26 protein-coding genes and 1 tRNA gene are annotated in these 25285 nt (G+C 70.3%); 6 read left to right on the forward strand and 21 right to left on the reverse strand.

The window, feature by feature from the left end:
• Positions 1-209 precede the first annotated feature (209 nt).
• Positions 210-1727: an MFS transporter gene (locus ACZ5CR_RS21955; RefSeq protein WP_468859844.1), complete on the forward strand. Its 1518-nt coding sequence runs from the start codon at positions 210-212 to the stop codon at positions 1725-1727.
• A 97-nt stretch (positions 1728-1824) separates the two neighbouring features.
• Positions 1825-2607: a TetR/AcrR family transcriptional regulator gene (locus ACZ5CR_RS21960; RefSeq protein ID WP_468859846.1), complete on the forward strand. Its 783-nt coding sequence runs from the start codon at positions 1825-1827 to the stop codon at positions 2605-2607.
• Between the two features lie 85 nt (positions 2608-2692).
• Here ACZ5CR_RS21960 and ACZ5CR_RS21965 read toward each other — a convergent pair whose 3' ends face one another.
• The 4 genes from ACZ5CR_RS21965 to ACZ5CR_RS21980 form a co-directional block, all read right to left on the reverse strand.
• Positions 2693-3154 (reverse strand): PPOX class F420-dependent oxidoreductase, encoded by a 462-nt coding sequence (locus ACZ5CR_RS21965; protein WP_468859848.1) that lies wholly within the window; start codon positions 3152-3154, stop codon positions 2693-2695.
• Between the two features lie 67 nt (positions 3155-3221).
• Positions 3222-4040 carry a YceI family protein gene (locus tag ACZ5CR_RS21970; protein ID WP_468859850.1) on the reverse strand — a complete coding sequence of 273 codons (819 nt, stop codon included), beginning with the start codon at positions 4038-4040 and terminating at the stop codon, positions 3222-3224.
• Between the two features lie 180 nt (positions 4041-4220).
• Entirely contained in the window at positions 4221-6683 is a 2463-nt protein-coding gene (locus ACZ5CR_RS21975; protein ID WP_468859973.1) for an MFS transporter, read from the reverse strand.
• Between the two features lie 89 nt (positions 6684-6772).
• Complete coding sequence (locus ACZ5CR_RS21980; RefSeq protein WP_468859852.1) at positions 6773-7252, reverse strand: MarR family winged helix-turn-helix transcriptional regulator; 480 nt, start codon at positions 7250-7252, stop codon at positions 6773-6775.
• A 172-nt stretch (positions 7253-7424) separates the two neighbouring features.
• On the opposite strand from ACZ5CR_RS21980, the gene ACZ5CR_RS21985 reads away from it, so the two are divergent.
• Positions 7425-7628: a hypothetical protein gene (locus tag ACZ5CR_RS21985; RefSeq protein WP_249589006.1), complete on the forward strand. Its 204-nt coding sequence runs from the start codon at positions 7425-7427 to the stop codon at positions 7626-7628.
• 273 nt (positions 7629-7901) lie between these two features.
• Here the strand turns inward: ACZ5CR_RS21985 and ACZ5CR_RS21990 are convergent, their stop codons facing one another.
• From ACZ5CR_RS21990 to ACZ5CR_RS22030, 9 genes are all read right to left on the reverse strand, one after another.
• Complete coding sequence (locus ACZ5CR_RS21990) at positions 7902-8714, reverse strand: hypothetical protein (RefSeq protein WP_468859854.1); 813 nt, start codon at positions 8712-8714, stop codon at positions 7902-7904.
• Positions 8715-8804: 90 nt separating this feature from the next.
• On the reverse strand, positions 8805-9665 hold the full coding sequence (locus tag ACZ5CR_RS21995) for an RNA polymerase sigma factor SigF (RefSeq protein ID WP_468859856.1): 861 nt from the start codon (positions 9663-9665) through the stop codon (positions 8805-8807).
• Between the two features lie 243 nt (positions 9666-9908).
• Positions 9909-10874, reverse strand: a complete 966-nt coding sequence (locus ACZ5CR_RS22000; protein ID WP_468859858.1) for an RNA polymerase sigma factor SigF — start codon at positions 10872-10874, stop codon at positions 9909-9911.
• Between the two features lie 244 nt (positions 10875-11118).
• On the reverse strand, positions 11119-11412 hold the full coding sequence (locus tag ACZ5CR_RS22005) for a Dabb family protein (RefSeq protein ID WP_389914952.1): 294 nt from the start codon (positions 11410-11412) through the stop codon (positions 11119-11121).
• Positions 11413-11550: 138 nt separating this feature from the next.
• On the reverse strand, positions 11551-11730 hold the full coding sequence (locus ACZ5CR_RS22010) for a hypothetical protein (RefSeq protein ID WP_468859860.1): 180 nt from the start codon (positions 11728-11730) through the stop codon (positions 11551-11553).
• A gap of 480 nt (positions 11731-12210) precedes the next feature.
• Positions 12211-12295: transfer RNA gene (locus ACZ5CR_RS22015), tRNA-Ser, on the reverse strand.
• 102 nt (positions 12296-12397) lie between these two features.
• The gene (gene tadA / locus ACZ5CR_RS22020; protein WP_468859975.1) at positions 12398-12829 is read right to left on the reverse strand and encodes a tRNA adenosine(34) deaminase TadA; all 432 of its coding nucleotides are present in this window, start codon (positions 12827-12829) and stop codon (positions 12398-12400) included.
• A gap of 126 nt (positions 12830-12955) precedes the next feature.
• A complete protein-coding gene (locus ACZ5CR_RS22025) occupies positions 12956-13531 on the reverse strand; it encodes a tRNA adenosine deaminase-associated protein (protein ID WP_468859977.1) in 576 nt (191 codons plus the stop codon).
• 217 nt (positions 13532-13748) lie between these two features.
• Positions 13749-13934, reverse strand: a complete 186-nt coding sequence (locus tag ACZ5CR_RS22030) for a hypothetical protein (RefSeq protein ID WP_160505980.1) — start codon at positions 13932-13934, stop codon at positions 13749-13751.
• A 150-nt stretch (positions 13935-14084) separates the two neighbouring features.
• Here ACZ5CR_RS22030 and upp point away from each other — a divergent pair, with 150 nt between their 5' ends.
• The gene (upp, locus tag ACZ5CR_RS22035; RefSeq protein ID WP_363210194.1) at positions 14085-14720 is read left to right on the forward strand and encodes a uracil phosphoribosyltransferase; all 636 of its coding nucleotides are present in this window, start codon (positions 14085-14087) and stop codon (positions 14718-14720) included.
• A 98-nt stretch (positions 14721-14818) separates the two neighbouring features.
• On the opposite strand, the gene ACZ5CR_RS22040 is transcribed toward upp, so the two are convergent.
• The 7 genes from ACZ5CR_RS22040 to ACZ5CR_RS22070 all read right to left on the reverse strand — a co-directional run bounded on the left by ACZ5CR_RS22040 (position 14819) and on the right by ACZ5CR_RS22070 (position 20077).
• Entirely contained in the window at positions 14819-15493 is a 675-nt protein-coding gene (locus tag ACZ5CR_RS22040; protein WP_468859862.1) for a LytR C-terminal domain-containing protein, read from the reverse strand.
• Positions 15494-15674: 181 nt separating this feature from the next.
• Complete coding sequence (locus tag ACZ5CR_RS22045; protein ID WP_014155093.1) at positions 15675-15971, reverse strand: type II toxin-antitoxin system VapB family antitoxin; 297 nt, start codon at positions 15969-15971, stop codon at positions 15675-15677.
• Positions 15972-16490: 519 nt separating this feature from the next.
• Positions 16491-16643 (reverse strand): hypothetical protein, encoded by a 153-nt coding sequence (locus tag ACZ5CR_RS22050; RefSeq protein ID WP_468859864.1) that lies wholly within the window; start codon positions 16641-16643, stop codon positions 16491-16493.
• A 67-nt stretch (positions 16644-16710) separates the two neighbouring features.
• Positions 16711-17037, reverse strand: coding sequence for a hypothetical protein (locus tag ACZ5CR_RS22055; protein WP_468859866.1), 327 nt, complete (start codon positions 17035-17037; stop codon positions 16711-16713).
• A 727-nt stretch (positions 17038-17764) separates the two neighbouring features.
• The gene (locus ACZ5CR_RS22060; protein ID WP_468859868.1) at positions 17765-18346 is read right to left on the reverse strand and encodes an HhH-GPD-type base excision DNA repair protein; all 582 of its coding nucleotides are present in this window, start codon (positions 18344-18346) and stop codon (positions 17765-17767) included.
• A 235-nt stretch (positions 18347-18581) separates the two neighbouring features.
• A complete protein-coding gene (locus ACZ5CR_RS22065) occupies positions 18582-19811 on the reverse strand; it encodes an SPFH domain-containing protein (RefSeq protein ID WP_468859870.1) in 1230 nt (409 codons plus the stop codon).
• 11 nt (positions 19812-19822) lie between these two features.
• Entirely contained in the window at positions 19823-20077 is a 255-nt protein-coding gene (locus tag ACZ5CR_RS22070) for a hypothetical protein (protein ID WP_468859872.1), read from the reverse strand.
• 229 nt (positions 20078-20306) lie between these two features.
• On the opposite strand from ACZ5CR_RS22070, the gene ACZ5CR_RS22075 reads away from it, so the two are divergent.
• On the forward strand, positions 20307-20903 hold the full coding sequence (locus ACZ5CR_RS22075; protein ID WP_468859874.1) for a GNAT family N-acetyltransferase: 597 nt from the start codon (positions 20307-20309) through the stop codon (positions 20901-20903).
• Here ACZ5CR_RS22075 and ACZ5CR_RS22080 read toward each other — a convergent pair.
• Positions 20828-21790, reverse strand: a complete 963-nt coding sequence (locus ACZ5CR_RS22080; protein WP_468859876.1) for a LysR family transcriptional regulator — start codon at positions 21788-21790, stop codon at positions 20828-20830. The two genes, ACZ5CR_RS22075 and ACZ5CR_RS22080, sit on opposite strands and share 76 nt — an antisense overlap.
• A gap of 81 nt (positions 21791-21871) precedes the next feature.
• Here ACZ5CR_RS22080 and ACZ5CR_RS22085 point away from each other — a divergent pair, with 81 nt between their 5' ends.
• Entirely contained in the window at positions 21872-25237 is a 3366-nt protein-coding gene (locus ACZ5CR_RS22085) for an AfsR/SARP family transcriptional regulator (protein WP_468859878.1), read from the forward strand.
• Positions 25238-25285 lie beyond the last annotated feature (48 nt).

The following is a 25285-nucleotide window of genomic DNA, read 5'->3' on the forward strand; positions in this document are numbered from 1 at the left end:
GGGGCCGGCCGCTACCTGCGGCCGGCCCCGTCGTCATGCCTCGTCGTCGTGCCCCGCCGTCGTACCTCGTCGTCGTGCCCCGCCGTCGTACCTCGTCGTCATGCCCCGCCGTCGTACCCGCCGGAAAACCCTCTTGTACGCCGTACGAGAGATGCCTTACGGTGTACACCGCTGACAACCCATACACCGTATAAGCAGAAGGAGAGGGCATGACGGCACCGACGACCGCCGAGTCCCCCATAGCCTCACAAGGGCACCCCCAGCGCTGGCTGATCCTCGGCGTCATCTGCCTCGCCCAGCTCACCGTCCTCCTGGACAACACCGTCCTGAACGTCGCCATCCCCTCCCTCACCAAGGAACTGGACGCGTCCACGGCCGACATCCAGTGGATGATCAACGCCTACTCGCTCGTCCAGTCCGGCCTCCTGCTCACCGCGGGCAGCGCGTCCGACCGCTACGGCCGCAAGAAGATGCTCACCGCGGGTCTCGCCCTCTTCGGCATCGGTTCGCTGGTCGCGGGCCTCGCCCAGTCCTCCGCGCAGCTCATCGCCGCGCGGGCCGGAATGGGCATCGGCGGCGCGCTCCTGATCACCACCACGCTCGCGGTGGTCGTGCAGATCTTCGACGACACGGAGCGGATGAAGGCGATCGGCCTCTGGTCGACCGTCAACTCCCTCGGCTTCGCGCTCGGCCCGCTGATGGGCGGGGTCATGCTCAACCACTTCTGGTGGGGCGCGATCTTCCTGATCAACATCCCCGTCGTACTCCTCGCGCTCGCCGCCGTCATCAAGCTGGTCCCCGAGTCCAAGAACCCGCAGGGCGACCGCCCCGATCTGCTCGGCGCGCTGCTCTCCACCATCGGCATGGCCTCGGTCGTGTACGCGATCATCTCCGGGCCCGAGCACGGCTGGACGTCGACGCAGGTGCTCGCCGCGGCCGCGGTGGGCGTGGCCGTACTCGGCGTCTTCGTCTGGTGGGAGCTGCGCATCCCGTACCCGATGCTGGACATGCACTTCTTCCGCAACCAGCGCTTCATCGGCGCCGTCGCGGGCGCCATCCTGGTCGCCTTCGGCATGGGCGGCTCGCTGTTCCTGCTGACCCAGCACCTCCAGTTCGTCCTCGGGTACGAGCCGTTGGAGGCGGGCCTGCGCACGGCGCCGATGGCGGTCACCGTCGTCGTCCTCAACCTCACCGGCCTCGGCGCCCGCCTCCTGAAGCGGACGAGCACTCCCGCGACGATCGCCATCGGCATGACCCTGCTCTCCGGGGGGCTCGCCGGGATCGCCCTGTTCGGCGGCGACAACTACACCGGGATGCTGACAGGGCTCGTCGTGATGGGCGCGGGCATCGCACTCGCCATGCCCGCCATGGCCAACGCGATCATGAGTGCGATCCCGCCGGAGAAGGCGGGCGTGGGCGCGGGCGTCAACGGCACGCTCGCGGAGTTCGGCAACGGTCTCGGCGTGGCCGTGCTCGGTGCTGTCCTGAACTCACGCTTCGCCTCACTCGTCACCGTCTCCGCGGTGTCGCTGCCCGCCGCGCTCGCGGCCGCGGAGTCGGACGGCGAACGTACGAAAATCGCCGACGCGTTCTCCTCGGGCCTGGAGACCAGTCAGCTGGTGGGCGCGGTCGCCGTGCTCCTCGGAGGCTTGCTGGCGGCCGCGTTGCTGAAGCGCGCGGAGAGGGCAGACTCTGCCAAGGCGGACCAGGCCGCAGTGTCTGCATAGCATCGACGGGTGGGCGACGGACTGGCCGATTCCGGTCTGTCGCCCACCCCGGGACCACCAGTACCAGTACAAGAACTCAGGACCAGGAAGGTGCGCCATGGCGAAGGCAGCCGACAGCGCGAAGCGCCCCGCGCGGACCAGCGTCTGGCTGGAGGGCAGAGCCCCCCGGAACGGCGCGGGCCGCAGGAGTGATCAGCCGTCGGGCCTCGACCGGGACCGCATCACCGAGGCCACGGTCCGCCTCCTGGACGAGGAGGGCCTCGCCAAGTTCTCCATGCGCCGCCTCGCGGCGGACCTGAACGTCACGGCGATGTCCGTGTACTGGTACGTCGACACCAAGGACGACCTCCTCGAACTGGCCCTGGACGCGGCCGCCGGGGAGATGGTCATGCCGGACCAGGGTTCGGTCACGCCCGACCGGTGGCGCGAGACGCTGCGCGAACTGGCCGAGGAGTACCGGGGGTTGCTGGTCCGGCACGCCTGGGTGTCACCGCTCGTCGGCAACTACCTCAACATCGGCCCGAACTGGCTCAAGTTCGCCCTGACCGTGCAGGAAGTGGTGCGCCAGACCGGCCTGCCGGTGGAGAAGCAGGCCGGGGCCATCGCCGCGGTCTTCCAGTTCGTCTACGGATTCGGCACCGTGCAGGGCCACTACATCGCGCGGTGCGCCGCGGCGGGGCTGACCCCGGGTGAGTACTTCAAGGAGGCCATGGGGGCTGTCCACGACCACCCGGACGTGGAGGAGACCCTGCACAGCGCCTCCGACATGATGGAGGCGCGGGGCGGGTCCACGGTCGAGGAGATGTGGGAGCTGGACTTCGAGGTCGCGCTCGACCTGCTGGTCGCGGGCATCGAGGCGACGCTCAAGCCGGGTCCCTGAGCCCCCTCAAGCCGGGTCCCTGAGCCTCCTCAAGCCGGGTCCCTGAGCTCGCCCCCTCCCTCGGCCTACTCCCGCGCCTCTTGGCTCAGGCCTTGGCCGCCGGGAAACCCCCGGTGGCCACCGGGCCCCACCGCTCCGGAGTGATCCGGATGATGGACTTGCCCTGCTTGACCATCGCCTCGCGGTACTCGTCCCAGTCCGGGTGCTCACCGGAGATGTTCCGGAAGTACTCGACGAGCGGCTCCACCGACTCCGGGGAGTCGATGACCTCGGCCACCCCGTCGATCTGCACCCAGGGGCCGTTCCACTCGTCGCTCAGGACGATGATGCTGACCTTGGGATTCCGCTTGGCGTTCCGCGTCTTGGCCCGCTCCGGGTACGTGGAGACCACGATCCGTCCGGAGCCGTCGACCCCGCAGGTCAGGGGCGACCCCTGCGGGGTTCCGTCCGCCCGCGCGGTGAGCAGGATGGCGCGGTGACGGGGGCGGACGAAGTCGAGCAACTCATCGAGGGACACGCTGGTGTTGGTAGCGATGTTGGGTGCCATGAACGCACCCTAATCCCGCCCGGACCGCTGGACACGGAACGCTGGACACCGCCCCCTGGACCTGCGGCTAGACCTGGGGGAGGGAGTCCCCCTGGACCGCCTGGATGTCCAGCTCCACCCGCAAGGTCGTGCCGATCGCCGAGATGCCCGCCTGCACCACCTGGTTGTAGTTCATGGCGAAGTCCTCCCGGCGCAGCTCCGCCGTGGCCCTGAAGGCCGCGCGGGTGCCGCCCCAGGGGTCCGCACCGGTGCCGAGGTAGCTCAGGTCAAGGTCGACCGGGCGTACGACACCGTGCATCTGCAGCTCGCCCTGGACCGTCCAGCGGTCCGAACCGGCCGGCGTGAGGCCGGTCGACCGGTAGGTGAGCTCCGGGTACTGCTCGACGTCCAGGAAGTCGGGCGACTTCAGGTGGCCGTCCCGCATGCCGTTGCCGGTGTCGATGGACGCCGACCTGATGACCGCCTCGACGCGTGACTTCTCCACGTCCTCGGCGATCTCCACGCGCCCGCCGAACTCGGTGAACCGGCCGTGCACGCTGGTGATCCCCAGGTGCTGGGCGACCGCACCCACCGTCGAGTGCGCCGGGTCGATGGTCCACGGCCCGGGCGGCGGCAGCTCGGTGCCGCCCTGCCGGGCCAGGACGACGTTGCCGACCTCGGCGCGACCGCTCGCCGTGACGAGCGCGGTCGAGGCCACGGGCGCGTAGCCGACCGCGGTGACGATCACGGTGTACGGGCCCGGGGCCAGCTCCGTCGCGTCGCGCACGGCGCCTTCCTGGTCCGCCGCGGCCCGCAGCACCTGCGTACCGGTCATGTCGGTGAGGGTGACGACGGCGTGGGATACCGCCCACCCGTCACGCGTCCGAATCCGAGCGCTGAGTCCCATCCCGTTTTTCTCCTTGCCCATTGCCAAAGCTCAAAAAGCCGAAGCTCAAAAAGAGTGCGGCCCCCGGCGGCGGTGACACGGCCGTCCCCTGCCGTGTACGTCACCGCCGACCCGGGGGCCCTTACACAACCGGCCCGTGCGCGCTCATCCGCTCGAAGTGCCCGCACGGGCCGGGGTCGACTACTCGCCGGGGTGGGCGAGCTCGATGTCGTGGTCGCCGACACCTTCACCGGAGACGGTCAGGCCCGTCGCCACCGGCGGGTAACCGGTCGCGATGACCGTGTACTCGCCGCTGTCCAGGTCGGTGAAGGCGTACGCGCCGTCGGAGCCGGTGGTCGCCGTGGCGACGACGTTGCCCGCCGCGTCCACGAGCGTGACCCGGGCGTCGTTCAGCGGGCCGCTCTTGGCGCGCACGGTGCCGAGCACCCGCGAACCGGACTTCAGCTCGACCTCGACCCGGGTGACGCCGACCGCGCCCACCTCGACGGGCAGCGCCATCGGGCGGTGCCCCGCGGCGTTCACCGCGATGGTGACCTGTCCAGGAACCAGCTCGGCGAAGGTGAACTCGCCCTGCTCACCGGTGAGCCCGGTGGCAAGCACGTCGCCGCGCACGTCGGTCACGATGACCATGGCGCCCGCGACCGGCAGCTTGCCGTCGGAGGCCCGCACCACACCGCTGAGGCCGCTCGTGCCGCTCAGCAGGATGTCGTACGTGAGGGGCTCGTCGGAGACGACGATCGTGGAGGCCTGCGGCTGGAAACCGTCGGCCGACGCGATCAGTACGTACGAGCCCGCGCCCGGCGCGTCCACCGCGTAGGACCCGTCGCCCTGGGCGACCGCACGGCCCAGCTGACGTCCCGCGAGGGAGATCAGCGTGACCGCGGCCCGCGGGACCGGAGCGCTCTCCGCGCCGCGGACGAAGCCGTGGACCGGAGTTCCGCCGCCGATGGTCTGCACAGGGGCGTCACCGGCGGCCGAGGAGGCCACCGCTGCGAGCTTCTGCGTGCCCTCGGGGCCCGTTTCGGTGTGGGCGCCGACGGAGGCGAGCACCGGCTGCTCGTCGGTGACCGCGGAGGCGGCCGTCGCCGGGGCCGCGGGAGAGGCCGCGGGGGCCTCGGAGGCCTCGGCGGCCTGGGCGAGTCCGCCTGCCGTACGCAACGGAACCTCCTTGATGAAGATCGTGATCAGGAAGGCGAGGAACGCCAGCGGGGCGGCGATCAGGAAGACGTCGGCGATGCCGTGCCCGTAGGAGCTCTCCATGATCGTGCGGAACGGAGCCGGGAGCTTGTCCAGGTCCGGGATGCCGCCGCCGCCCGTGCCGCCGTGGCCCAGGCCCGCGGCCTTGGGACCGAGGTCCTCCAGGCCGTCCTTCACGTAGTGGGTGATGCGCGTCGACATCACGGCGCCGAGCGCCGAGACGCCCATGGCGCCACCGAGGGAACGGAAGAAGGTGACGACCGAGCTCGCGGAGCCGAGGTCCTCGGGAGCGACCTGGTTCTGCGTGGCGAGCACCAGGTTCTGCATCATCATGCCGATGCCGAGACCCATCAGCGCCATGAAGATCGCGATGTGCCAGTACTCGGTGTCGTACCGCATCGTGCCGAGCAGGCCGAGGCCCGCGGTCAGGAGCGCGCCGCCGGAGACCAGCCAGACCTTCCACTTGCCGGTCTTCGTGATGATCTGGCCCGAGACCGTCGACGAGATGAACAGGCCGCCGATCATCGGGATCGTCATGACACCGGACATCGTCGGCGACTTGTCGCGCGCCAGCTGGAAGTACTGGCTGAAGAACACCGTGCCCGCGAACATGCCGACACCCACGAAGAGCGAGGCGAGCGAGGCGAGGGTGATGGTGCGGTTGCGGAAGAGGCGCAGCGGGATGATCGGCTCGCTCGCCTTGGACTCGACGAGCAGGAAGAGCAGGCCGAGGACGATCGAACCGCCGACCATGACGCCGGTCTGCCAGGACATCCAGTCGTACTTGTCACCCGCGAAGGTCACCCAGACCAGGAGCAGGCAGACGGCCGCCGTGATGAAGAAGGCGCCGCCCCAGTCGACCTTGACGTCCCGCTTCACGACGGGCAGCTTCAGGGTCTTCTGCAGGACGATCAGCGCGATGATCGCGAAGGGCACGCCGACGTAGAAGCACCAGCGCCAGCCGAGCCACGAGGTGTCGGTGATGACACCGCCGAGCAGCGGGCCGCCGACGGTGGCGACGGCGAAGGTCGCGCCGAGGTAGCCGGAGTAACGGCCGCGCTCGCGCGGGGAGATCATCGCGGCCATCACGATCTGTGCGAGGGCGGAGAGACCGCCCACGCCGATGCCCTGCACGACACGACAGGCGATCAGCATCTCGGGGCTCTGCGAGAGACCCGCGACGATCGAACCGCCGACGTAGATGATCAGGGCTATCTGGACCAGGGCCTTCTTGCTGAAGAGGTCCGAGAGCTTGCCCCACAGGGGCGTGGTCGCCGTCATCGCCAGGAGCGACGCGGTGACGACCCAGGTGTAGGCGGACTGGCCGCCGCCCAGGTCGCCGATGATTTCAGGCAGGGCGTTGGAGACGATCGTCGACGACAGGATCGCGACGAACATGCCGAGCAGCAGGCCCGAGAGGGCCTCCATGATCTGCCGGTGTGTCATCGGAGCGCTCGCGTCGTGCGCCGCTCCGTGCTTGGCGTGGCTGCCCCGCACACCGGATGGTGTGGTTGTTGCCATGGGCTTCCTCTTCGTTACGCGGGTGTACGGGTGGTCTCTTCCAAGGGGAGCCGGGCCGAAGCCGCACGGCAGTCCCCGAAGCTGTCGCGCAGTCGCGCGAGCAGCGTGCTGAGCTGGACGACCTCGTCGTCTGACCAGTCATGCAAGTAGTGGGTGAGTGTCCTGATGGACAGGTCGGACAGCTCGTCGACCTTGGCCTTGCCCCCGGGGGTCAGGCGCAGGATCCGGGAGCGCTTGTCGGCGGGGTCGGGATCCCGCAGGATCCATTCCTTCTCGGCGACATGGGCCACGTGGCGGCTGGTCACCGACATGTCCACGGCGAGCAGCTCGGCGAGCCTGCTCATCCGCATCTCTCCGTGCCGGTCGAGCAGGATGAGTACGGCGGCGGACCCTGCCGGGCAGTCGTGCGGCAAGCCCCTTCCGAGGCCACGCTTCACGGCACCGATGGCGCTGAGTTGTCGGGCCAGCTCCTCGTACTGACGCTGCGCGGCCACGGCACCTCCTATGTTGTTGCTTAGGGCAACCATAGAGACAGTTGGTTGCCGCAGGCAAACTAAAACTGGACCAACGCCCTAAAGAGTCGGTAAAGGTCTGGGACCGCGCTCGTAAAGTCCGTGGTCAGTGGGGGTTGGGCCGACCCCCGATGGTTCGCTAGGGTCCTGCGCTATGGCACACAACCCCCAGGGCCCCCAGAACACCCCCGACCCCGCCGGCAGCACGCAGATGTTCCGCGCCTTCGTCGACGAGTCCCCGCAGGGCCGAGCACAGCAGCCGGCGGCGGCGCCCGCGGGCCCGCGCATCGGCCTGATCATCGGCGTCGTACTCGCGATCGTGGTGGTGGCGGGGGTGGCTTGGCTGGCGCTGAAGTAGCTCAAGCAGGGGGCGCCCCTTCAGGGGCGCGGGGCTGACGTACGCGGCTCCGCCGCGTGGGCGCGCTGAGCCTCGGCGGACTTGCGGGCGCTTAGCCGCAGCGGACCCGCAGGCGCTGAGCCACGGCGGACCCGCGGGTACTCAGCCTCGGCGGACCCGCGGGCACTCGGCCGCAGTGGACCCGCAGGCAGAGTGCAGGCACTCAGTCACGGCGGATCCGCAGGCAGAGTGCAGGCGCTGAGCCACGGCGGACCCGCAGGCGGAGAAGAACCCCTACTTCCACTTGACGGAGACGTCCTGAGTCTCCACATGCATGCCCAGCGGCACACGCCACGCGTCCACACACACGGGCCAGGTCTTCTTGACCCGCTCTCCCGCGCCGATGGGTGCGGGCAGCTTCACGGTCGACTTGATTGTGGCCCAGTCGACGCCAAGGGCACCGATGATGTGCGTCCCGAAGGTGACCGTGCCCGACCGCACCGGCGATCCGCCGGTGTTGCGAAAGGCGACGGTCACTTTCTCGCACCAGCGGTCGGCCGCGGGCTTGCGCTGCGGATCGCCGACGCTGAGTTTCGCGGGCCCGCTGGGTCCCGTGCTGGCGTCGGGCGCGGAAGGGGAGGAGGGGGCGCTGCTCGTCCCGCTGCCCCCCGGGCTTCCCGCTGCTGAATTCCCCTTCGTACGACCGGGCTTGGCGCCGTCGGCCGTGGAGTCGTCGCCGCCCGGGCTGGCTGGAGAGCCCGAACCGGCCCTGTCGGCTGCGGACTTGCCGCCCGCGGTCTTGTCGCCGGAGGCCTTGTCGGCGGAGTCGCCTGAGCTGCCCGAGTTGTTCGAGCCGCCCGGCTCCGGGGACTCGGAGCTGCCGCCGCCACTCTTGCCGCCGGGCGACGCCTCGCTGCCGTCCAGCGGTACGAGTTCAACGCCCCCGGTGGGGGCGACGCCCTTGCCCGGACTCCGCTGAGGTCCCGCGCCGACCGGCCCCGTAGCCACATACCCGTCGCCGTCCCCGCTGCCGCAGGCCGCGAGGAGTCCGCCCAGGCACAGGGCGGCCGTAGACGCACCCAGTACGTTCCGCATGCCACGTCGCATGGCGCCAGTGTGTCTGACGGTCCGTCAATTAGGAACCCCGTCAGCAACTCCGGTCCCCCCGCGGCACCTTGCGCCACAGGGGGAGTGCGATCAGTCCGCGATGAGCCCTTCCCGCAGCTGCGAAAGCGTCCGCGTGAGCAGACGCGAGACGTGCATCTGCGAGATGCCGACCTCTTCGCCGATCTGCGACTGCGTCATGTTCGCGAAGAAGCGCAGCATGATGATGCGGCGCTCACGCGGCGGCAGCTTGGCGAGCAGGGGCTTGAGGGACTCGCGGTACTCGACGCCTTCGAGCGCGCTGTCCTCGTACCCCAGGCGGTCCGCGAGGGAGCCCTCGCCGCCGTCGTCCTCGATGGCCGGGGAATCCAGCGAGGAGGCGGTGTACGCGTTCCCGACGGCCAGGCCGTCGACCACGTCCTCCTCGGACACCCCGAGCGCCTTGGCGAGTTCGGGAACGGTCGGTGAGCGGTCCAGCTTCTGCGCCAGCTCGTCGCTCGTCTTCGTCAGCGCGAGCCGCAACTCCTGAAGGCGGCGCGGGACGCGCACCGACCAACTCGTGTCGCGGAAGAAGCGCTTGATCTCACCGACGACCGTCGGCATGGCGAACGTCGGGAATTCCACGCCGCGTTCGCAGTCGAAGCGGTCGATCGCCTTGATCAGGCCGATCGTGCCGACCTGGACGATGTCCTCCATCGGTTCGTTGCGGCTGCGGAAGCGTGCCGCCGCATACCGAACGAGCGGGAGATTGAGCTCAATCAGCGTGTCCCTTACGTAGACACGCTCCGGGCTGTCCTTGTCGAGTGCGGCGAGCCGCAGGAACAGGGAGCGGGACAGGGTGCGGGTGTCGATGGTTGCGGAAGCCCCGGAAACACTTGAGCTCGCAAGCGCGTCGGGCGCTGATTCGCTCTTGGTGAGCGTGAGCACCTTCGAGCTGCCCTGGTCTGCGGACATGCCACCCCCTTGAGGTCGCGGACGGTCACGGCGGACGTTCCCGTCGGAGGAACGCAGCCTCCACCTGAATACCGGACGTGAGGCTGTCGCAAACGCTGTTCCAGCAGAATGTCACATGTCGGCAACACGCTGTAGTTACATGTCGACAATGAAGGGTGACATCGATGCAGGAAAGAGGGGGTCTGGGGCTTTTCTGCTCGCGAGATCGTCGGGACCGCCGAGAGAGCAGTCCACTCGATACGGTTACGCCTCGATACGGTTTGCGGATCGAAGTCGCGCAAAGCTTCTGGCCAGCAGTCTTGACACATGCATCTGAGAAACGCCCAATTCGGCGCTGATCTGTGATTGCGTCAGATTGCTGTAGTAGCGCAGAAGCAGGATGCGCTGTTCGCGCTCGGGCAACTGGACGAGGAGATGCCGTACGAGGTCGCGGTGCTCGACGCCGTCGAGAGCCGGGTCCTCATAGCCGAGCCGGTCGAGCAGGCCGGGCAGACCGTCGCCCTCCTGGGCCGCCTCCAACGACGTCGCGTGGTAGGAACGTCCGGCCTCGATGCAGGCCAGGACCTCCTCCTCGGTGATCCGCAGCCGCTCGGCGATCTCCGAGGTCGTGGGCGAGCGCCCGAACGCCGTGGTGAGGTCCTCGGTCGCCCCGGTCACCTGCACCCACAGCTCGTGAAGGCGGCGCGGCACGTGGACGGTTCGTACGTTGTCGCGGAAGTACCGCTTGATCTCACCGACCACGGTGGGCATCGCGAAGGTCGGGAACTGCACACCGCGCTCGGGGTCGAAGCGGTCGATGGCGTTGATCAGGCCGATCGTGCCGACCTGGACGACGTCCTCCATCGGCTCGTTGCGGCTGCGGAAACGGGCTGCGGCATAGCGCACCAGCGGCAGATTGGCCTCGATGAGCGCACCGCGGACGCGGCCGTGCTCGGGGCTGCCCGGCTCAAGATCCTTGAGCTGGCCGAAGAGCACCTGCGTCAGGGCCCGCGTCTCGGCACCCCGGCTGCTGGGCGTGCTGGGCGAGCTGGGAGCGCTGAGGGCCGTCTGTGCGTCCTGCGGGCCCGGTTGTACGTCCTGTAGGCCCGGCGCGCTCTGTGCGCCGGGGCCGCTGCTCGCTTGCGGGGTCGCGGGTGGTGCGGTCGGTGCGGTCGGTGTGGAGGGTGTGGGTGGTGCGGGTGGTGCTTCGGGCGCAGTACTGGCCGGCACGGTCAACGCCACCCCTTCTCGGTCAAGCCAGGTCAAGTCCTGTCGAGCTCGGTCAAGATCAGCCGACCTTGGTCAACTCATCCGTCAAAAGCGGTCATAGCATCACAAGACATGTGCACTGTGTGCAAGCACCCGATAACTACGTGTTGAGGGGCAAGTTGGGCCGTAAGACGCAGAAAAGCCCCTCACCGTTCAGGTGAGAGGCCGCTCGGTGCGGGGCTGTCGGGCCAGGTGGCTCAGACGCTCAGAACTCGTAGTCCGCGATCACCCACGTGGCGAACTCACGCCACAGAGCGACGCCCGCTTGGTGGGCGGGGTGCTCGATGTACCGCTTCAGGGCATCGGTGTCCTCGACCGCCGAGTTGATGGCGAAGTCGTACGCGATGGGCCGGTCGGTGATGTTCCAGTCGCACTCCCAGAACGTGAGCTCCGGGATCTGCCCGCCGAGCGCGCGGAAGGCCTCGACGCCCTCGACGACACGCGGCTCGTCGCGCCGGACGCCGTCGTTGAGCTTGAAGAGGACCAGATGGCGGATCATGCGCACTCCTGGAAAGGCCGGGGGGATCGGTGAGGTATCGGGGAGACAGGGAGACGAGGGTGGAGGGAGGGGGCGCAGGGCGGCGGGACGAGCCGCCGACTGTCGACCGCCGACTGCCGACCGCCGGCCGTCGACCGCTCAGTCCTTGCCTCCGTTGGCGACCCACGTCATGAAGTCGCCGATGCTCCGGGCGGCGTCCGAAACCGCCTCGAAGCCTATCTGTACGTAGTCCGCGGCCTTGGCGGGATCAGTGATGATCACGTAGAGAATGAAGACGACGACCACGAAGAGGCCGATTTTTTTCCCCTGCACCGCCATGCTCTCGGCCTCCCCTTACCTACTGCGCCGTGTGGCCCCTGTGACGGGCGTGAGTCTAACCCGCGCCTCGCTCACGAGGCCTTTAGGGACCAACGGCCTGGCAGCAGAGGCCCTTTGCCGGACGGTTCCCCGTGGCGCGGAGCGCAGGATTGGTGATGTGCCCAGCGGATCTGGCAGGAATCCGCGGGCAAGGGACTGGCCCCACTGCGGGGTCACGCGCCGTCTGCTTCCCCCGAACGACGGCGCTGGCTTGAGGGTTCCAGTCCTCATCGGGGGAAGCGGCTTGTCCCCCCGATGCCGCTTCCCCCGACCTATCCGTCTGTCTGCCTATCTGTCTGTCTGTCTGTCTGTCCGCAGAGAGCCCCGATGCCTTCACGGCATCGGGGCTCTCTGCGGACAGACAGACCCTGCCCCGCCCATCACCTGTTCCCGGAAACGACGAAGGCCCCGTCCTCGCGGACGGGGCCTTCGTATCAAGAGCGGTAGCGGTGGGATTTGAACCCACGGTGAGTTTCCCCACACTCGCTTTCGAGGCGAGCTCCTTCGGCCGCTCGGACACGCTACCGAGAGGAACTCTAGCCCAAGGTGGGCCGTGGTCCGAAATCCGTTTGGCCGACGGCTGCCCGGCGCCCGCAGGAGAGCTGCCCCAGGCCCGTGCCGAAGCCGCTCAGCGCCCCCGGAAGAAGCGGGTGAGCAGCCCGGCGGCCTCCTCTTCGAGGACGCCCTGGATCACCTCGGGGCGGTGGTTGAGCCTTCTGTCGCGTACGACGTCCCAGACGGAGCCCGCGGCGCCCGCCTTCTCGTCACGCGCTCCGTAGACGACCCGGTCGACCCGGGACTGGACGAGCGCGCCCGCGCACATCGTGCACGGCTCCAGGGTCACCACCAGCGTGCAGCCGGTCAGGCGCCACTCGCCGAGCGCGGCGGCGGCCCGGCGGACGGCGAGCACCTCCGCGTGCGCCGTCGGGTCGCCGGTCGCCTCGCGTTCGTTGTGGCCCGCGGCGAGCACCGTCGTGCCGTCCGGGGACAGCACGACGGCGCCGACGGGCACATCGCCGCCCTGGACGGCCAGTTCCGCCTCGGCCAGGGCGAGCCGCATGGGCGCCCGCCAGCGGTCGCGTACGGGATCGGTTTCGCGGTCGGTTTCTCGGTCGGGTACTCGGTCGGGTACTCGGTCTGATTCGGGTGGGGGGACGGGGGCGGTCCGGTCGGTCACACCGGGAACCTAGCGGACGGCCTCGAGCACCTCCGCCGCCCCGAGGATCTCGGCGATGTCGTTGAGCGCGTCACCGGGCTCCAGGCCGAGCAGCCCCTTCTCGGGCACGCCGAGGTCGCTCAGGAGCTCCGAGTCGCCGAGGGGCCCCGCGGGCAGCGCGTCGTCCGCGGTGTCCCCCGTGTCGTCGTCGGTGGCGGAATCAGGGGCGGCGTCAGGATCGGCGGGTTCGCCGTCCTCCGTGCCGTCCAGGTCGAGGGCGTCCAGATCGACGCCCGGATCGTCGGTGCCCGGCTCACGGCCGAGCATCTCGTCGGTGAGCAGGATCTCGCCGTACGAACTGCGGGCGGCCGCGGCCGCGTCCGAGACGTAGATACGAGGGTCCTCCTCACCGTCGACACGGACGACGCCGAACCAGGCGCCCTCCTGTTCGATGAAGACGAGGACGGTGTCGTCCTCTGCGCTGTCGGCGGCCGTGGACTCACGGGCCAGGTCGGTCAGATCCGACAGGCTCTCCACATCGTCGAGCTCCGTGTCGCTCGCTTCCCACCCGTCTTCGGTGCGCGCGAGCAGTGCGGCGAAGTACACCGTGACTCTCCCACTGGTCATAGACAGTGCCGGTTGACGGTTTGGGTGTCCCCCCGGCCAGTTCGGGGAGCGGGGGAGTTGCTGTTCCAAGCCCCGCCCACTCGGAATCGTGGCAGAAACCACGGCCTGAGGAGAGGTCTTCCGCCCGCTGTGTTCGCGTCGTGTCCGCGTCGAGTCGCGCGGAAGGCTCCCCCGAGGCCTGCGCGAGCGGTGGCCGCTACCAGCGGAAGGTGCGCATGCGCATCTGCTGACGCATCCGTGCCGCCCGGGCGCGGCGCGGCTTCACACGGTCGCGGAGCTCGATGGCCTCGGCCCGTTCGTGCAGGAACTGGGCACGACGGCGACGGCGCTCTGCTTCGGTCTCGCGGTCCGGCTCTCGGCCGCCCGGCTCTCTGTCGGGCATGGGCAACACCACCCCAGGTCGTACGTCCACTTTCCCCCGTTCGGCGGGTTTGATGCCAGCGCGGGGTGTTTCAAGGGGCCGGGGGGTGGGCGGGACCGGCCGTCTACGGGGGGAGTCCAGGTGGTCCGGGGCGCGGTTACTGTTGATGTCATGCGGATCCACGTCGTCGACCACCCGCTGGTGGCGCACAAACTCACCACGCTGCGCGACAAGCGCACCGACTCTCCTACCTTCCGGCGCCTCGCCGACGAGCTGGTCACCCTGCTCGCGTACGAGGCCACCCGGGACGTGCGCACCGAGCAGGTCGACATCGAGACCCCGGTCACCCCGACGACCGGCGTCAAGCTGTCCCACCCGCGCCCCCTGGTCGTGCCGATCCTGCGCGCCGGGCTCGGCATGCTGGACGGCATGGTGCGCCTCCTGCCGACCGCCGAGGTGGGCTTCCTCGGGATGATCCGCGACGAGGAGACGCTGCAGGCGTCGACGTACGCGACCCGCATGCCCGAGGACCTCTCCGGGCGCCAGGTGTACGTCCTCGACCCGATGCTGGCCACCGGCGGCACGCTCGTCGCGGCCATCCAGGAACTGATCAAGCGCGGTGCCGACGACGTCACCGCCGTGGTGCTGCTCGCCGCCCCCGAGGGCGTCGAGATCATGGAGCGCGAACTCGCGGGCACGCCGGTGACCGTCGTGACGGCATCGGTCGACGAGCGGCTCAACGAGAACGGCTACATCGTGCCGGGCCTCGGCGACGCCGGGGACCGGATGTACGGGACTGCTGAGTAGCGCTCAGCAGCCCTTACGGGGAGTCCGGGAGCAGCGGCTCAGCAAGTTCCCTACGGGGGTTCCCTAAGGGTGTTCCCTACGGGGGCCGGGAGCAGCGCTCAGCAGTCTTTCCGGCCGCTGGACGGTGAGGGCGTCGGCTTGGGTTTGGCGAGTACCGCCAGAGCCTTGTCGGCGTCCTTTTTCTTTGCCAGATCCTTGAACTTCGCGCCCAGGATGAGGTCCACCTCGGCGCCCTTGCGGGCGTCCGTCCGGCTCTCGGCGTCCGCGAGCTGCGTGCCGAGCACAGGCAGCGCGCTGTCGGTGGCGGACTTGGCGCCGAGCAGCATCCCGGTGCCCTTGACCTTCTTGTCGTACGCCTTCGGCGCGTTGTCCACCTTGCCGACGGTGAAGCCGCGCTTCTTGAGCTCGGCGGCGACGTCCTTGGCGAGGCCGCCGCGGGCCGTGGCGTTGAAGACGTTGACCTTGATCTGGCCGGGTTCGGGGAGTGCCTTGGGCCCGGACGGTTTGCCCGATGGGCTGCCCGAGGGACCGCCGGAGGGGCCGGTCTTCCTGGCCGCGCAGTCGCCGCGCGAGCTCGCCGCCGTGGCCTTGTCGCCGCCCGTGAAGACGTCGATGAGCTGCAGGGTTCCCCAGCCGATCAGTCCGACCGCGATGACGGACGCGACCACCGCGAGCACGATCCTGCGGCGGCCACGGTGTCGGCGCATACGCGGATATTTGGCCCCCGTGATGCGGTACTTGCCGCCCATACCGGGGGGAGTGAGCATGCTCATGGGCGCAGCGTAGTGCGGTGACGCCGTGATGCCTACTAAATGATCATTGACTCGGGCTCAGTGCAACCCAAAAGGGCCAATGAGGGCGTGAGTGACCGGCGGTACTGCCCAGCGGTACTGCCTAGCGGTACTGCCCGGCGGTACGGCTGTCGTCCACTGCTGGTCCGCTGTCGGCAGCGGGTCAGCCCATCTCGAGGACGCGGGCGTGCAGTACCTGGCGCTGCTGGAGCGCCGCGCGGACCGCGCGGTGCAGTCCGTCTTCCAGATAGAGGTCGCCCTGCCACTTCACCACGTGCGCGAAGAGGTCGCCGTAGAACGTCGAGTCCTCCGCGAGGAGCGTCTCTAGGTCCAGCTGGCCCTTGGTCGTCACGAGCTGATCGAGGCGGACCGGGCGCGGCGCGACGTCCGCCCACTGCCGGGTGCTTTCCCGGCCGTGGTCGGGGTACGGCCGGCCGTTTCCGATGCGCTTGAAGATCACACGGAAAGCCTACCGGGCAAGGCTCTCCGGGCGCAGCCATGGCGACGGAGTACGACGCTGGGAAATGACGCCGGTTATCGGGGCATAACGGAAACACTCAGGCCGGGAACAGGGACAGAGGTGAGCGAGAGCCGACCAGTGCCGTCCATGACGGGGAGCGCGAACCCCTCTAACGAGTCTTCGCCGGTCGCGGGGGTGACAAGCGGAGGGAAGGGTTCCGGTGAGGCGTCTCATGGGACTTCTGAAGGGGGACTTCTGAGGGGGGCGTCTGAAGGGGCGTCTGAAGGGGCTGCTGCTGTCGAAGGTGCCTCAGCTGAACCGGACCCGGAACCGGACCCGGAACCGGACCCAGGAGCAGTCGCTCGGCCTGATCATTCACCACGCGGATCAAAAAGGGCTTGAACCGGTTGATCTGGCGGGAGATCTCACGGTCGGTGTTCGGGACGGCCCGGCGCAGACACTGAGGCGGGCGGGGGCGTGCCTTGAGCGTCGTCCGCGTCCGCGTCTGCGCCGGTGGGGTCAGCGTCCGTTCTGCTCGGAGCTGCGCTTCTTCTCGGGGTCCTCGTCCTCGATCTGTGACGGGGCCGGGGCGGGGGCCTCGGGGCTGGGGGCGTTGCGTACGGCTTCGGCGCGGAGAAGGGCGTGCAGGGCCGCGTAAGGGTCGATGGGCATGGGTGTCTTCCTCGGTTCGCTGCTGCTGATGGGGGGTGGTCAGTCCGGGGTGGGGACTGGGGGACTGTCAGCAGCGGAGGACGACGGAGCGTGGGGCGGGGAGATGGAGGTACGGGGGTGCGGGCGGTGGGAGTGGTTCGGGGGTGCGGTGGCCTGTGGTGGCCGGGGTGGTGGGTGGGGTGGTGACGGGGGTGGGGCGTCTGGTGGGTACGCGGAGTGCGCTGTCGGTGGCGTCCTGGTGGGCCTCGCCGGCGGGCTCGATGGATACGGCAGCCGCGGGTGGGGCGGGGGCGGCTTCGGTGGGGGCCACGGGGGCGAGGACGGTGCCGAGGAGCGCCAGCAGGACGAGGGCAGCTCGGAGCCACGCGGGTCGGGGTGACGCGGCGCGGCTCATGAGGGGTCATGTCCCCCGACTGGACCCGATTGGTGTTCCTCGACGCCGAGATCCGCCCTCATGGGCTACGGGCGGGTCCTGCGGCTGACGCGCTCCTCACGTCCCCCTCATGCCGACTGCGCCAGATGACGGCCCCAATGCCGACGGCGCCGGTTGACGGCCTCTCACCCTGACGGCGCCGGTTGGCGGCTCCTCACCCTGACGGCGCCAGATGAAGCCCCCACCCTGACGGCACCAGGTGGCGGCTCCTCACCCTGACGGCGCCAGATGAAGCCCCCACCCTGACGGCACCAGGTGGCGGCTCCTCACCCTGACGGCGCCAGATGAAGCCCTCACCCTGACGGCGCCAGGTGGCGGCCCCTCACCCCGACCGCGCCAGATGAAGCCCTCACCCTGACGGCGCCAGGTGGCGGCCCCTCACCCCGACCGCGCCAGATGAAGCCCTCACCCTGACCGCGCCAGATGAAGCCCCCCCACCCCCCACGCCGACCGCACCAAAAGGCGCCCCCCCCACCCCGACCGCGCCAACTGCCCCCCCACCCCGACCGCGCCAACTGCCCCCCACCCCGACCGCGCCAAATGACCCAACCCGCCCACCCCTGGCAACGCGGGGCAATCGGGCGGGTGGGTGGGAGAGCTTGTTCGTCAGGGGATGGACGCGGGGTAATCGGGCGGGTGGGTGGGGAAAGCCTGTTCGGTGGGGGTGACGCCGAGGGGTTGGGGGGGGCTAGCTGCCGGAGGCCTTCGCGGCCTTGAGCTGCTGCTTGTGGGCGCGGACCCGTTGGAGGGACTCGGGGCCGGTGATGTCCGCCACCGAGCGGTACGCGTCCGGCTCTCCGTAAGGCCCCGCCGCCTCCCGCCAGCCGGAGGGACGTACGCCCAGCTGCTTGCCGAGCAGGGCCAGGAAGATCTGGGACTTCTGCTTTCCGAATCCGGGGAGGTCGTTCAGGCGCCGCTGCAGCTCCTTGCCGGACTCGGCGCCCTCCCACAGGGCGGTGGGGTCACCGTCATAGTGCTCCACCAGGTACGCGCACAGCTGCTGGATCCGCTTCGCCATCGACCCCGGATAACGATGCACCGCCGGTTTGGTGGAGAGCAGCGCCGCGAATTCGTCGGGGTCGTACGCCGCGATCTCGTGCGCGTCGAGATCGTCCGCGTTCAACCGCCGGGCGATCGTGTGCGGGCCCGCGAACGCCCACTCCATCGGAACCTGCTGATCGAGCAGCATCCCGACGAGCGCGGCCAGCGGACTGCGGCCGAGGAGCTCATCGGCTTCCGGCTCCTGTGCCAGGTGCAGGGTGACGTCCATGGAATCGATCATCTCCCGGGCACCGGGGCTTCGCACGCCTGGCCCGTTGAGCGTGCTCGCAGCCTCAGCGCCAGCAGCGGGAAGACAAAAACCGACACCACCCGCCCCCCGACCAGCGTCGCAGCCCCGCCCGCCCCGGAGCCCGGCCCCGAGCCGGGAACGTACGGCCGAGGCCCGAGCCGGGAACGTACCGCCGAGGCCAGGGCCAGGAACGTACGGCCGCCGAGGGTCAGGACTACTGGATCTCGACGGGGCCGTCCCCCTTACCGCCACCGCCACCGCCACCGCTCCCGCCGTCCGCCTGGCCACGGCCCGCGGGCGCGCCCAAGTACCGCTTGATGTCCACCGGTTCGCTCCCGCCCTGCCCCTGCCCTCCCTGCGCCGAGGGCGTACCGAGGTTGTTCCGTACCGAGTCCAGGATCGTCAGGCCCTGCCCGACGAGCCCGGCCGCGATCTCACCGAGTCCGTCCGCGCCGTTCAGTACGTTGACGTTGGCACCGGAGAGGCCGGTCGCCGCCTCCTTCACGATCAGCGGCAGCTGGTCGATCAGCATCCGGTCGAGCGCGACACGGTCGTACGACGCCGCCGCCTCGGCCTGGATCTTCATCCGCTCGGCCTCGGCCAGGGCAAGGACCCTGATGCGCTCCGCGTCCGCCTCCGCGGGCTTGATCACCTCGGCGACCAGCTGCTGCTGACGCAGCTGGGCGGCGCGCTCGGCGAGTTCGGTGCGCGCGTCGAGCACCTCCTGCTGAGCGTGCGCCTCCGCGAGCGGGCCCGCCTGGGCGGCCCGGGCCTGGGCCTGCTCGACCTCGGCGGAGTACTGGGCCTGCACGACCGCGGTCTGCCGCGCGTACTCGGCCTGGTTCCGCGCGGCCTCCTGCTCGGCCTCCGCGGACGCCTGGGTGGCCTGTGCCTGGGCGATCTGCGCCTGGCGCTGGATGGCGGCCTTGTGCGGGGCGGACATCGCTTCGATGTAGCCGGTCTCGCCGTCGTCGATCGACTGGATCTGCAGCGAGTCCACGTGCAGGCCGATCTTGGCCATCTCGGACTTCGAGGTGTCAAGGACCTCGGTGGCGAGCTTCTGCCGCTCCGTGACGATCTCCTCGACGGTCATCGAGCCGATGATGGAACGCAGATGGCCGGAGAAGATCCGGCCGGTCAGCAGCGACATCTGGTCCTGGTCGGAGAGGAAGCGCTGACCCGCGTTGACGATGCTCTCCGTGTCGTTGCCGACCTTGAAGGCGATCACGGCCCGCACGGTCAGGGCGATGCCCTGCCGGGTCACACAGGTCTCGGCGACCTCCGCCTCGCACATGGACAGCGTGAGGAAGCGGGTCTTGCGGAAGACGGGCAGCACGAACTTGCCGTGCCCCGTCACCACCCGGAACGGGGCGCCGCCGAGGCCTCGCCTGCCGCCGGAGATCAGCATCGCCTCATCGGGGGCGGGAACGCGGTAACCGAACATGGATCGACTCCTCAACCGGCGTTGCCGGCATCTTCGCCGGTCAACGCGTCCAACGGGTCAGCCCACTTGATGACATCGACCTGGCGGCTGCCCCGCGACTCGATCACGAGCACGGCCGCGCCGTGCGGCAGCGGCTCGTCGGACCAGGCGAGAAACGTCTCGGAACCCCCTCGGATCCGCACCAGGACCTCTCCGGGCCCCGCGGATCCGCGTGTACCGATGACGAGTTCACCGGTACAGCCGATCACAGCCTCATCCGGCGCCATTGGCGGCCGCCTCCCCCATGTCATGCAGGCTCTGTCTGAATCCCGACCTTAGCGCGGGGGGCGCGGGGCGCCCATGGTCGGCAGAGTCATCTGAGCGTCAAGAACGGGCCCGGTCGCGGGGACTTCAAGAAGGGGCCCGGCCGCGGGGACTTGAGGTGTGGCGCGAGCAGGGCGGCAGACAGCCATGGACGGTCATGGACAGTCATGCCCCCTGTGCTTGCATACGACGATGCACACCGCCCCCATCCCTCACGTACGCCCCCGCAGCGCCTCCGATCTCCCCGCCTGTGTGGAAGCCCTGGCCCAGGTGCACGTGGCCGACGGCTATCCCACCAACTGGCCTGAGAAGCCGACCGATTGGCTGACCGGGGGTGGGGGCGGGGACGGAGGCTCGCCCATCGGGGCCTGGGTCGCCGAGCTCGGCGGCCGTGTCGCCGGGCACGTCGTGCTCTGCGCGAGCGCGCCGGGTGACGTGGCGCCCGCCCTGTGGAGCAGGCGTGAGGGCGTCCCGGTCGACGAGATCGCCGTGGTCGGTCGGCTGTTCGTCGCGCCGGAGGCCCGCGGTCACGGACTGGGGGCGCTGCTCCTCGCGCGGGCCGCGGCGGAAGCCGCCGAGCTGGGCTTGCACCCGGTCCTGGACGTAGTCGCGTACGACACGTCGGCGACCGCCCTCTACGAACGTACGGGCTGGCGATTCCTCGGCACGGGCGAACAGCGCTGGAGCCCGCAGCAGACAGTCACCGTGCGGTGCTACGCCGGGCCGGAGGGAGAGGCGGAGGGAGAGGTAGCTGGAGAGGCGGCGGAAGCGGAATCCCCGCCGATCTGAGCCACCGCGTCCCGCAGCGCGTCGAGAAGACCCCGCACCGCAGGCCGGTCCGGCGCGGGCCCCCGTACCGCCGCGTAGATCGACCGCACCGGCACCGGGTTGTGGACCTCGCGCACGACCACCCCGGAGTGGTGCGCGTCGAGGCCGAGTCGTGGGACCAGGCTGACGCCGAGGCCCGCGGCGACGAAGCCCTGCGCCGTGGCGTAGTCCCCGCTCTCCACCACGAAGTCCGGGCTGAACCCGGCCGCGCCGCACGCGTCCAGGATGGGGTCGAGGCAGGGGCCCGGCGTCTCGCTGGCCACCCACGGCTCGTCGGCCAGGTCCGTCATGTCGAGCAGCCGCTTCGCGGCGAGCGGGTGCCCCGCGGGCAGCACCGCGTGGTACCGGTCGTCGAGGAGGTGCTCGAACCGCACGCCCTCCACCCCCAGTTGGCCGTGCGGCCTGACCACAAGGGCGAGATCAGCGAGCCGGTCCCGTACCTGCGGCATCGGATCGTCGGGGTCGGACAGCTTCAACTCCACCTGTACGCCGGGCTGTGCGCGCCGCAGCGCGGCGAGTGCCGGGGCGACGAGCGTCGAGCCCGCCGTGGTGAAGTACCGCATCGAGACCCGGCCCGTCCGCCCTGCCCGCAGCTCGGCGAGGGCGGTCTCCGCCTCGGCGATCTGCTTGCCGATGGCGACCGCGTACTCGGTGAGCAGCCGCCCGGCGTCCGTCGGCCGCACCCCGCGCCCGGTGCGCTCCAGGAGGGCGATGCCTGCCTCCTTCTCCAGGGCCGCCATCTGCTGGCTCACCGCGGAGGGCGTGTACCCGAGGTTCCGTGCGGCGGCGGTCACGGAACCGCTGGTGACCACTGCCCGGAGTACCTGCATGCGCCGCGTATCAAGCATGCAGCCCAGCTTAACCATGCCCCCGAACCCTTACGTACAACTAACGAGGAGGGTGGGTGGGCGGTGGATAAAGTCAGCTCGGTGAGAATCTCTCTGCTCGGACCGGTCGGAGCCACCGCCGACGACGCGACGCCGGTCGGCCTGGGCGGCGTACGGCTGCGCATGCTGCTCGCCAGGCTCGCCATCGAAGAGGGGCGGCCGGTCTCCGTCGACGCGCTCGTCGACGGGTTGTGGGGCGAGCAGCCGCCGGTGGACGCGGCCAACGCCCTGCAGGCGCTGGTGTCCCGGCTGCGCAAGGCCCTGCGCGGGGCCGGGGCGGTGGAATCGGTCGCGGGCGGCTACCGGGTCGCGGTGAACGCCGACGACGTGGACACGTACCGCTTCGAGGAGCTGGCAGGGCAGGGCAGGCGCGAGCTGGCCTCGGGCCGCCTGGAGGAGGCCGCCACGACGCTCGGCGACGCGCTCGCGCTGTGGCGGGGCGCCGCCCTCGCGGACGTCCTGGAGGCACCCTTCGCCCGCGTCGCCGCCGCGCGCCTCGACGACCTGCGGGCCACGGCAACGGAGGACCGCTTCGACGCCGAGATACGCCTCGGTCGGTACGCCGATGTCCTCGTCGACCTCGAAGTGGCGGGCGCGGAACGCCCGTTGAGCGAACGCGTCGCCACGCTGCGGATGCGCGCGCTGTCGGCCGCGGGCCGCAACGCCGACGCCCTCGCCGTGTACGAGGAGATGCGGGCCAGACTCGATGACGAACTCGGCGTCGACCCGTCGGCCGAGCTGAAGGACGTGCATCTTGCGCTGCTGCGCGGCGAGTTGGAGTCGTCAGCAGCACGCACCGAGACGGCGCCCGCGCCCAGGCGGCTCCCCGCCCGGCTCACCAGCTTCGTCGGCCGTGACGCCGAACTCGACCAGCTCGCCGCGCTGATGGCCGCCTCCCGCCTCGTCACGCTCGTCGGGCCCGGCGGCGCGGGCAAGACCAGACTGTCGCTCGAAGCCGTGACCCGGCACCGGGCGTATCAGCGGGGCCGGGTGTGGTTCGTGCCGCTGGCCGGCGTGGGCACCCCGGACCAGCTGGCCGACGCCGTGCATGCCGCGCTCAGCACAGGTCTCAGCACAGGTCTCGGTACCGGGCTCAGCAGCGACGGGGTGACCGACCGCGTGACCGACCACGTGACCGAGGTGCTCGATGTCGGTGAGGCCGTCCTCGTACTGGACAACTGCGAGCACCTGGTCGAGGCGGCGGCGGACCTCGCCTACGAACTCCTCGAACGGCTGCCGCACTTGCGGATTCTCGCCACCAGCAGGGAACCCCTCGCCATCACCGGCGAGGCGCTGTGCCACCTCGGTCCGCTCGGCGTGCCCGCGGGGGCTCCGGAGCTCGCGGAGGCGGCCGGTTCGGCGGCGGTACGTCTGTTCACCGACCGGGCGTCCGGAGTGCGGCCCGGGTTCGCGCTCGACGAGTCCACCGTGGGCGCGGTGGTGGAGATCTGCCGACGCCTCGACGGCCTTCCGCTCGCCCTTGAACTGGCCGCGGCCAAGCTGCGCTCGATGAGCGTCGGCCAGATCGCGCGCCGCCTCGACGACCGGTTCCGCCTCCTGACCTCGGGCAGCAGGACCGCGCTGCCGCGCCAGCGCACGCTGCTCGCGCTGGTCGAGTGGAGCTGGGACCTCCTCGATGAGCCCGAGCGGATCCTCACCCGCAGGCTGTCGATCTTCCCGGGCGGTGTGACCGTCGCCGCCCTGGAGGCGGTCTGCTCGGACGGCACGCTGCCTGCCGAGGACATCGTGTACGTCCTGGGCTCCCTGGTGGAGAAGTCCCTCCTGGACACGGACATTTCCGATGACCGGGACGGGACGGGCCAGGGCGACGGCGAGCAGCGCTACCGCATGTCGGAGACCGTGCGCGCCTTCGCGGCCGACCGCCTGAGTGAAGCCGAAGCAGGTGGAGCCGAGGCCGGTGGGGGTGATGGTGGTGAGGGCGGTGGCAGTGGGGGCGCTGGCGGTGGGGATGGCGGCGGAGCTCGGACCGCCGCGCGCTTCTCCGCCTACTTCCTCGCCCTCGCCGAGCAGCACGAGCCCGCCCTGCGCACTGGCGACCAGCTCCGCTCGATCGCGCTCTTCGACGCCGAGCACGACAATCTCGTCTCGGCGCTGCGGGCGGCCGTGGAGGCCAGGGACGCGGACCTCGTGTCGCGGTTCGTGGGCGCGCTGTTCTGGTACTGGGGGATCAGGGGGATGAGCACCCAGTTCGAGACGTTCCTCGCCGAGGTCCTCACCTTCGACGAGGACCTGCCCGGCCGGGCGCGGGCCGCGTTCCGCGTGGTGCGGCTGATGGCGGGCACCCCGGGGTCCACGGACGCTTCGGACGCTTCGGACGATGTGGACGTTTCAGTAGCCCCGAATCCCGACCGCATACCCGTGCGGACGCTCATCGAGGACTGCGAGCGTGCGGGCGCGGGGGAGTTCCACCCCGCGCTGCTCCTGTGGATCCCGATGCTCGCGTACCTCACCGGCAACGCCGACCTCGGGGAGAGCGGTCTCCGGCGGGCAGCTGAGGAGCCGGACCCCTGGGTGCGGGCGTGCGCGCACTGGGCGCGGGACTTCGTGCTCACCGGGCGGGGCGAGCAGCCTGCCGGTGCCGAAGCGCGCCGAGCGGCCCTGCACGGCTTCGAGGCGGTGGGCGACCGCTGGGGCCTGGGCCTCGCCCTGCTGGCCGTCGGCCGGGACCACTCCCTGCGCGGGGAGCACGGCGACGCGATTGCCGCGTACGAGAGGGCGGTGGCCGTCAGTACCGAACTCGGTGCCGAGGACGACCTGTTCAACAGCCGGGCCGCGCTCGCGGCGGAGCGGCTGCGCGGCGGCGACCGGGAGGGCGCCCTGCGGGACATCCACGCGGCGCGGCGGCAGGCCAAGGAGCTGGGGTATCGGCGGATGGAGGCCGAGATGCTGTTCAGCCTCGCTGATCTGCACCGCAGGTCGGGAGAGTTGGAGCAGGCCGACTCGATCCTCGACCGCCTGGACGGCATCGCGGACCGGCTCACCCTCCCCGAGGACATGGCCCGCGATCTGATCGCGGGCGCCCGGGCGGCGAACCGGCTCGCGCAGGGCGACGGGGTGCGGGCGCGCGAGCTTCTGCCCAGGGCGGTGGGCGGCGCCTTCGCCCGGGGCGAGGCCGCGGACATCGCGCAGGCCGCCGAACTCCTCGCCCGGCTGCTTCTGTTGGAGGGAGACGCGGCAGGGGCGGCCACCGCGCTCGGGATGAGCCAGGTCGTCCGCGGTGTGTCCGACGAGGGGGATCCGCAGCTGGGGGAGCTGGTCGCCGGGATCGTGGGGCGGCTCGGTGACGCCGGGTTCGCGGAGGCGTACGGAAGGGGCGCCGGACTGTCGAGGGCGGACGTGCTGAACCGGCTGACCAAGGAAGCCGGTCAGCCGGTGGTGTCTTCGTAGCGGGTGGTTCGTGTGTGTTGTGGGGTGTGGGGAGGGGTGGGGGGTGTG

It is taken from the genome of Streptomyces sp. NPDC031274 (assembly GCF_055570235.1).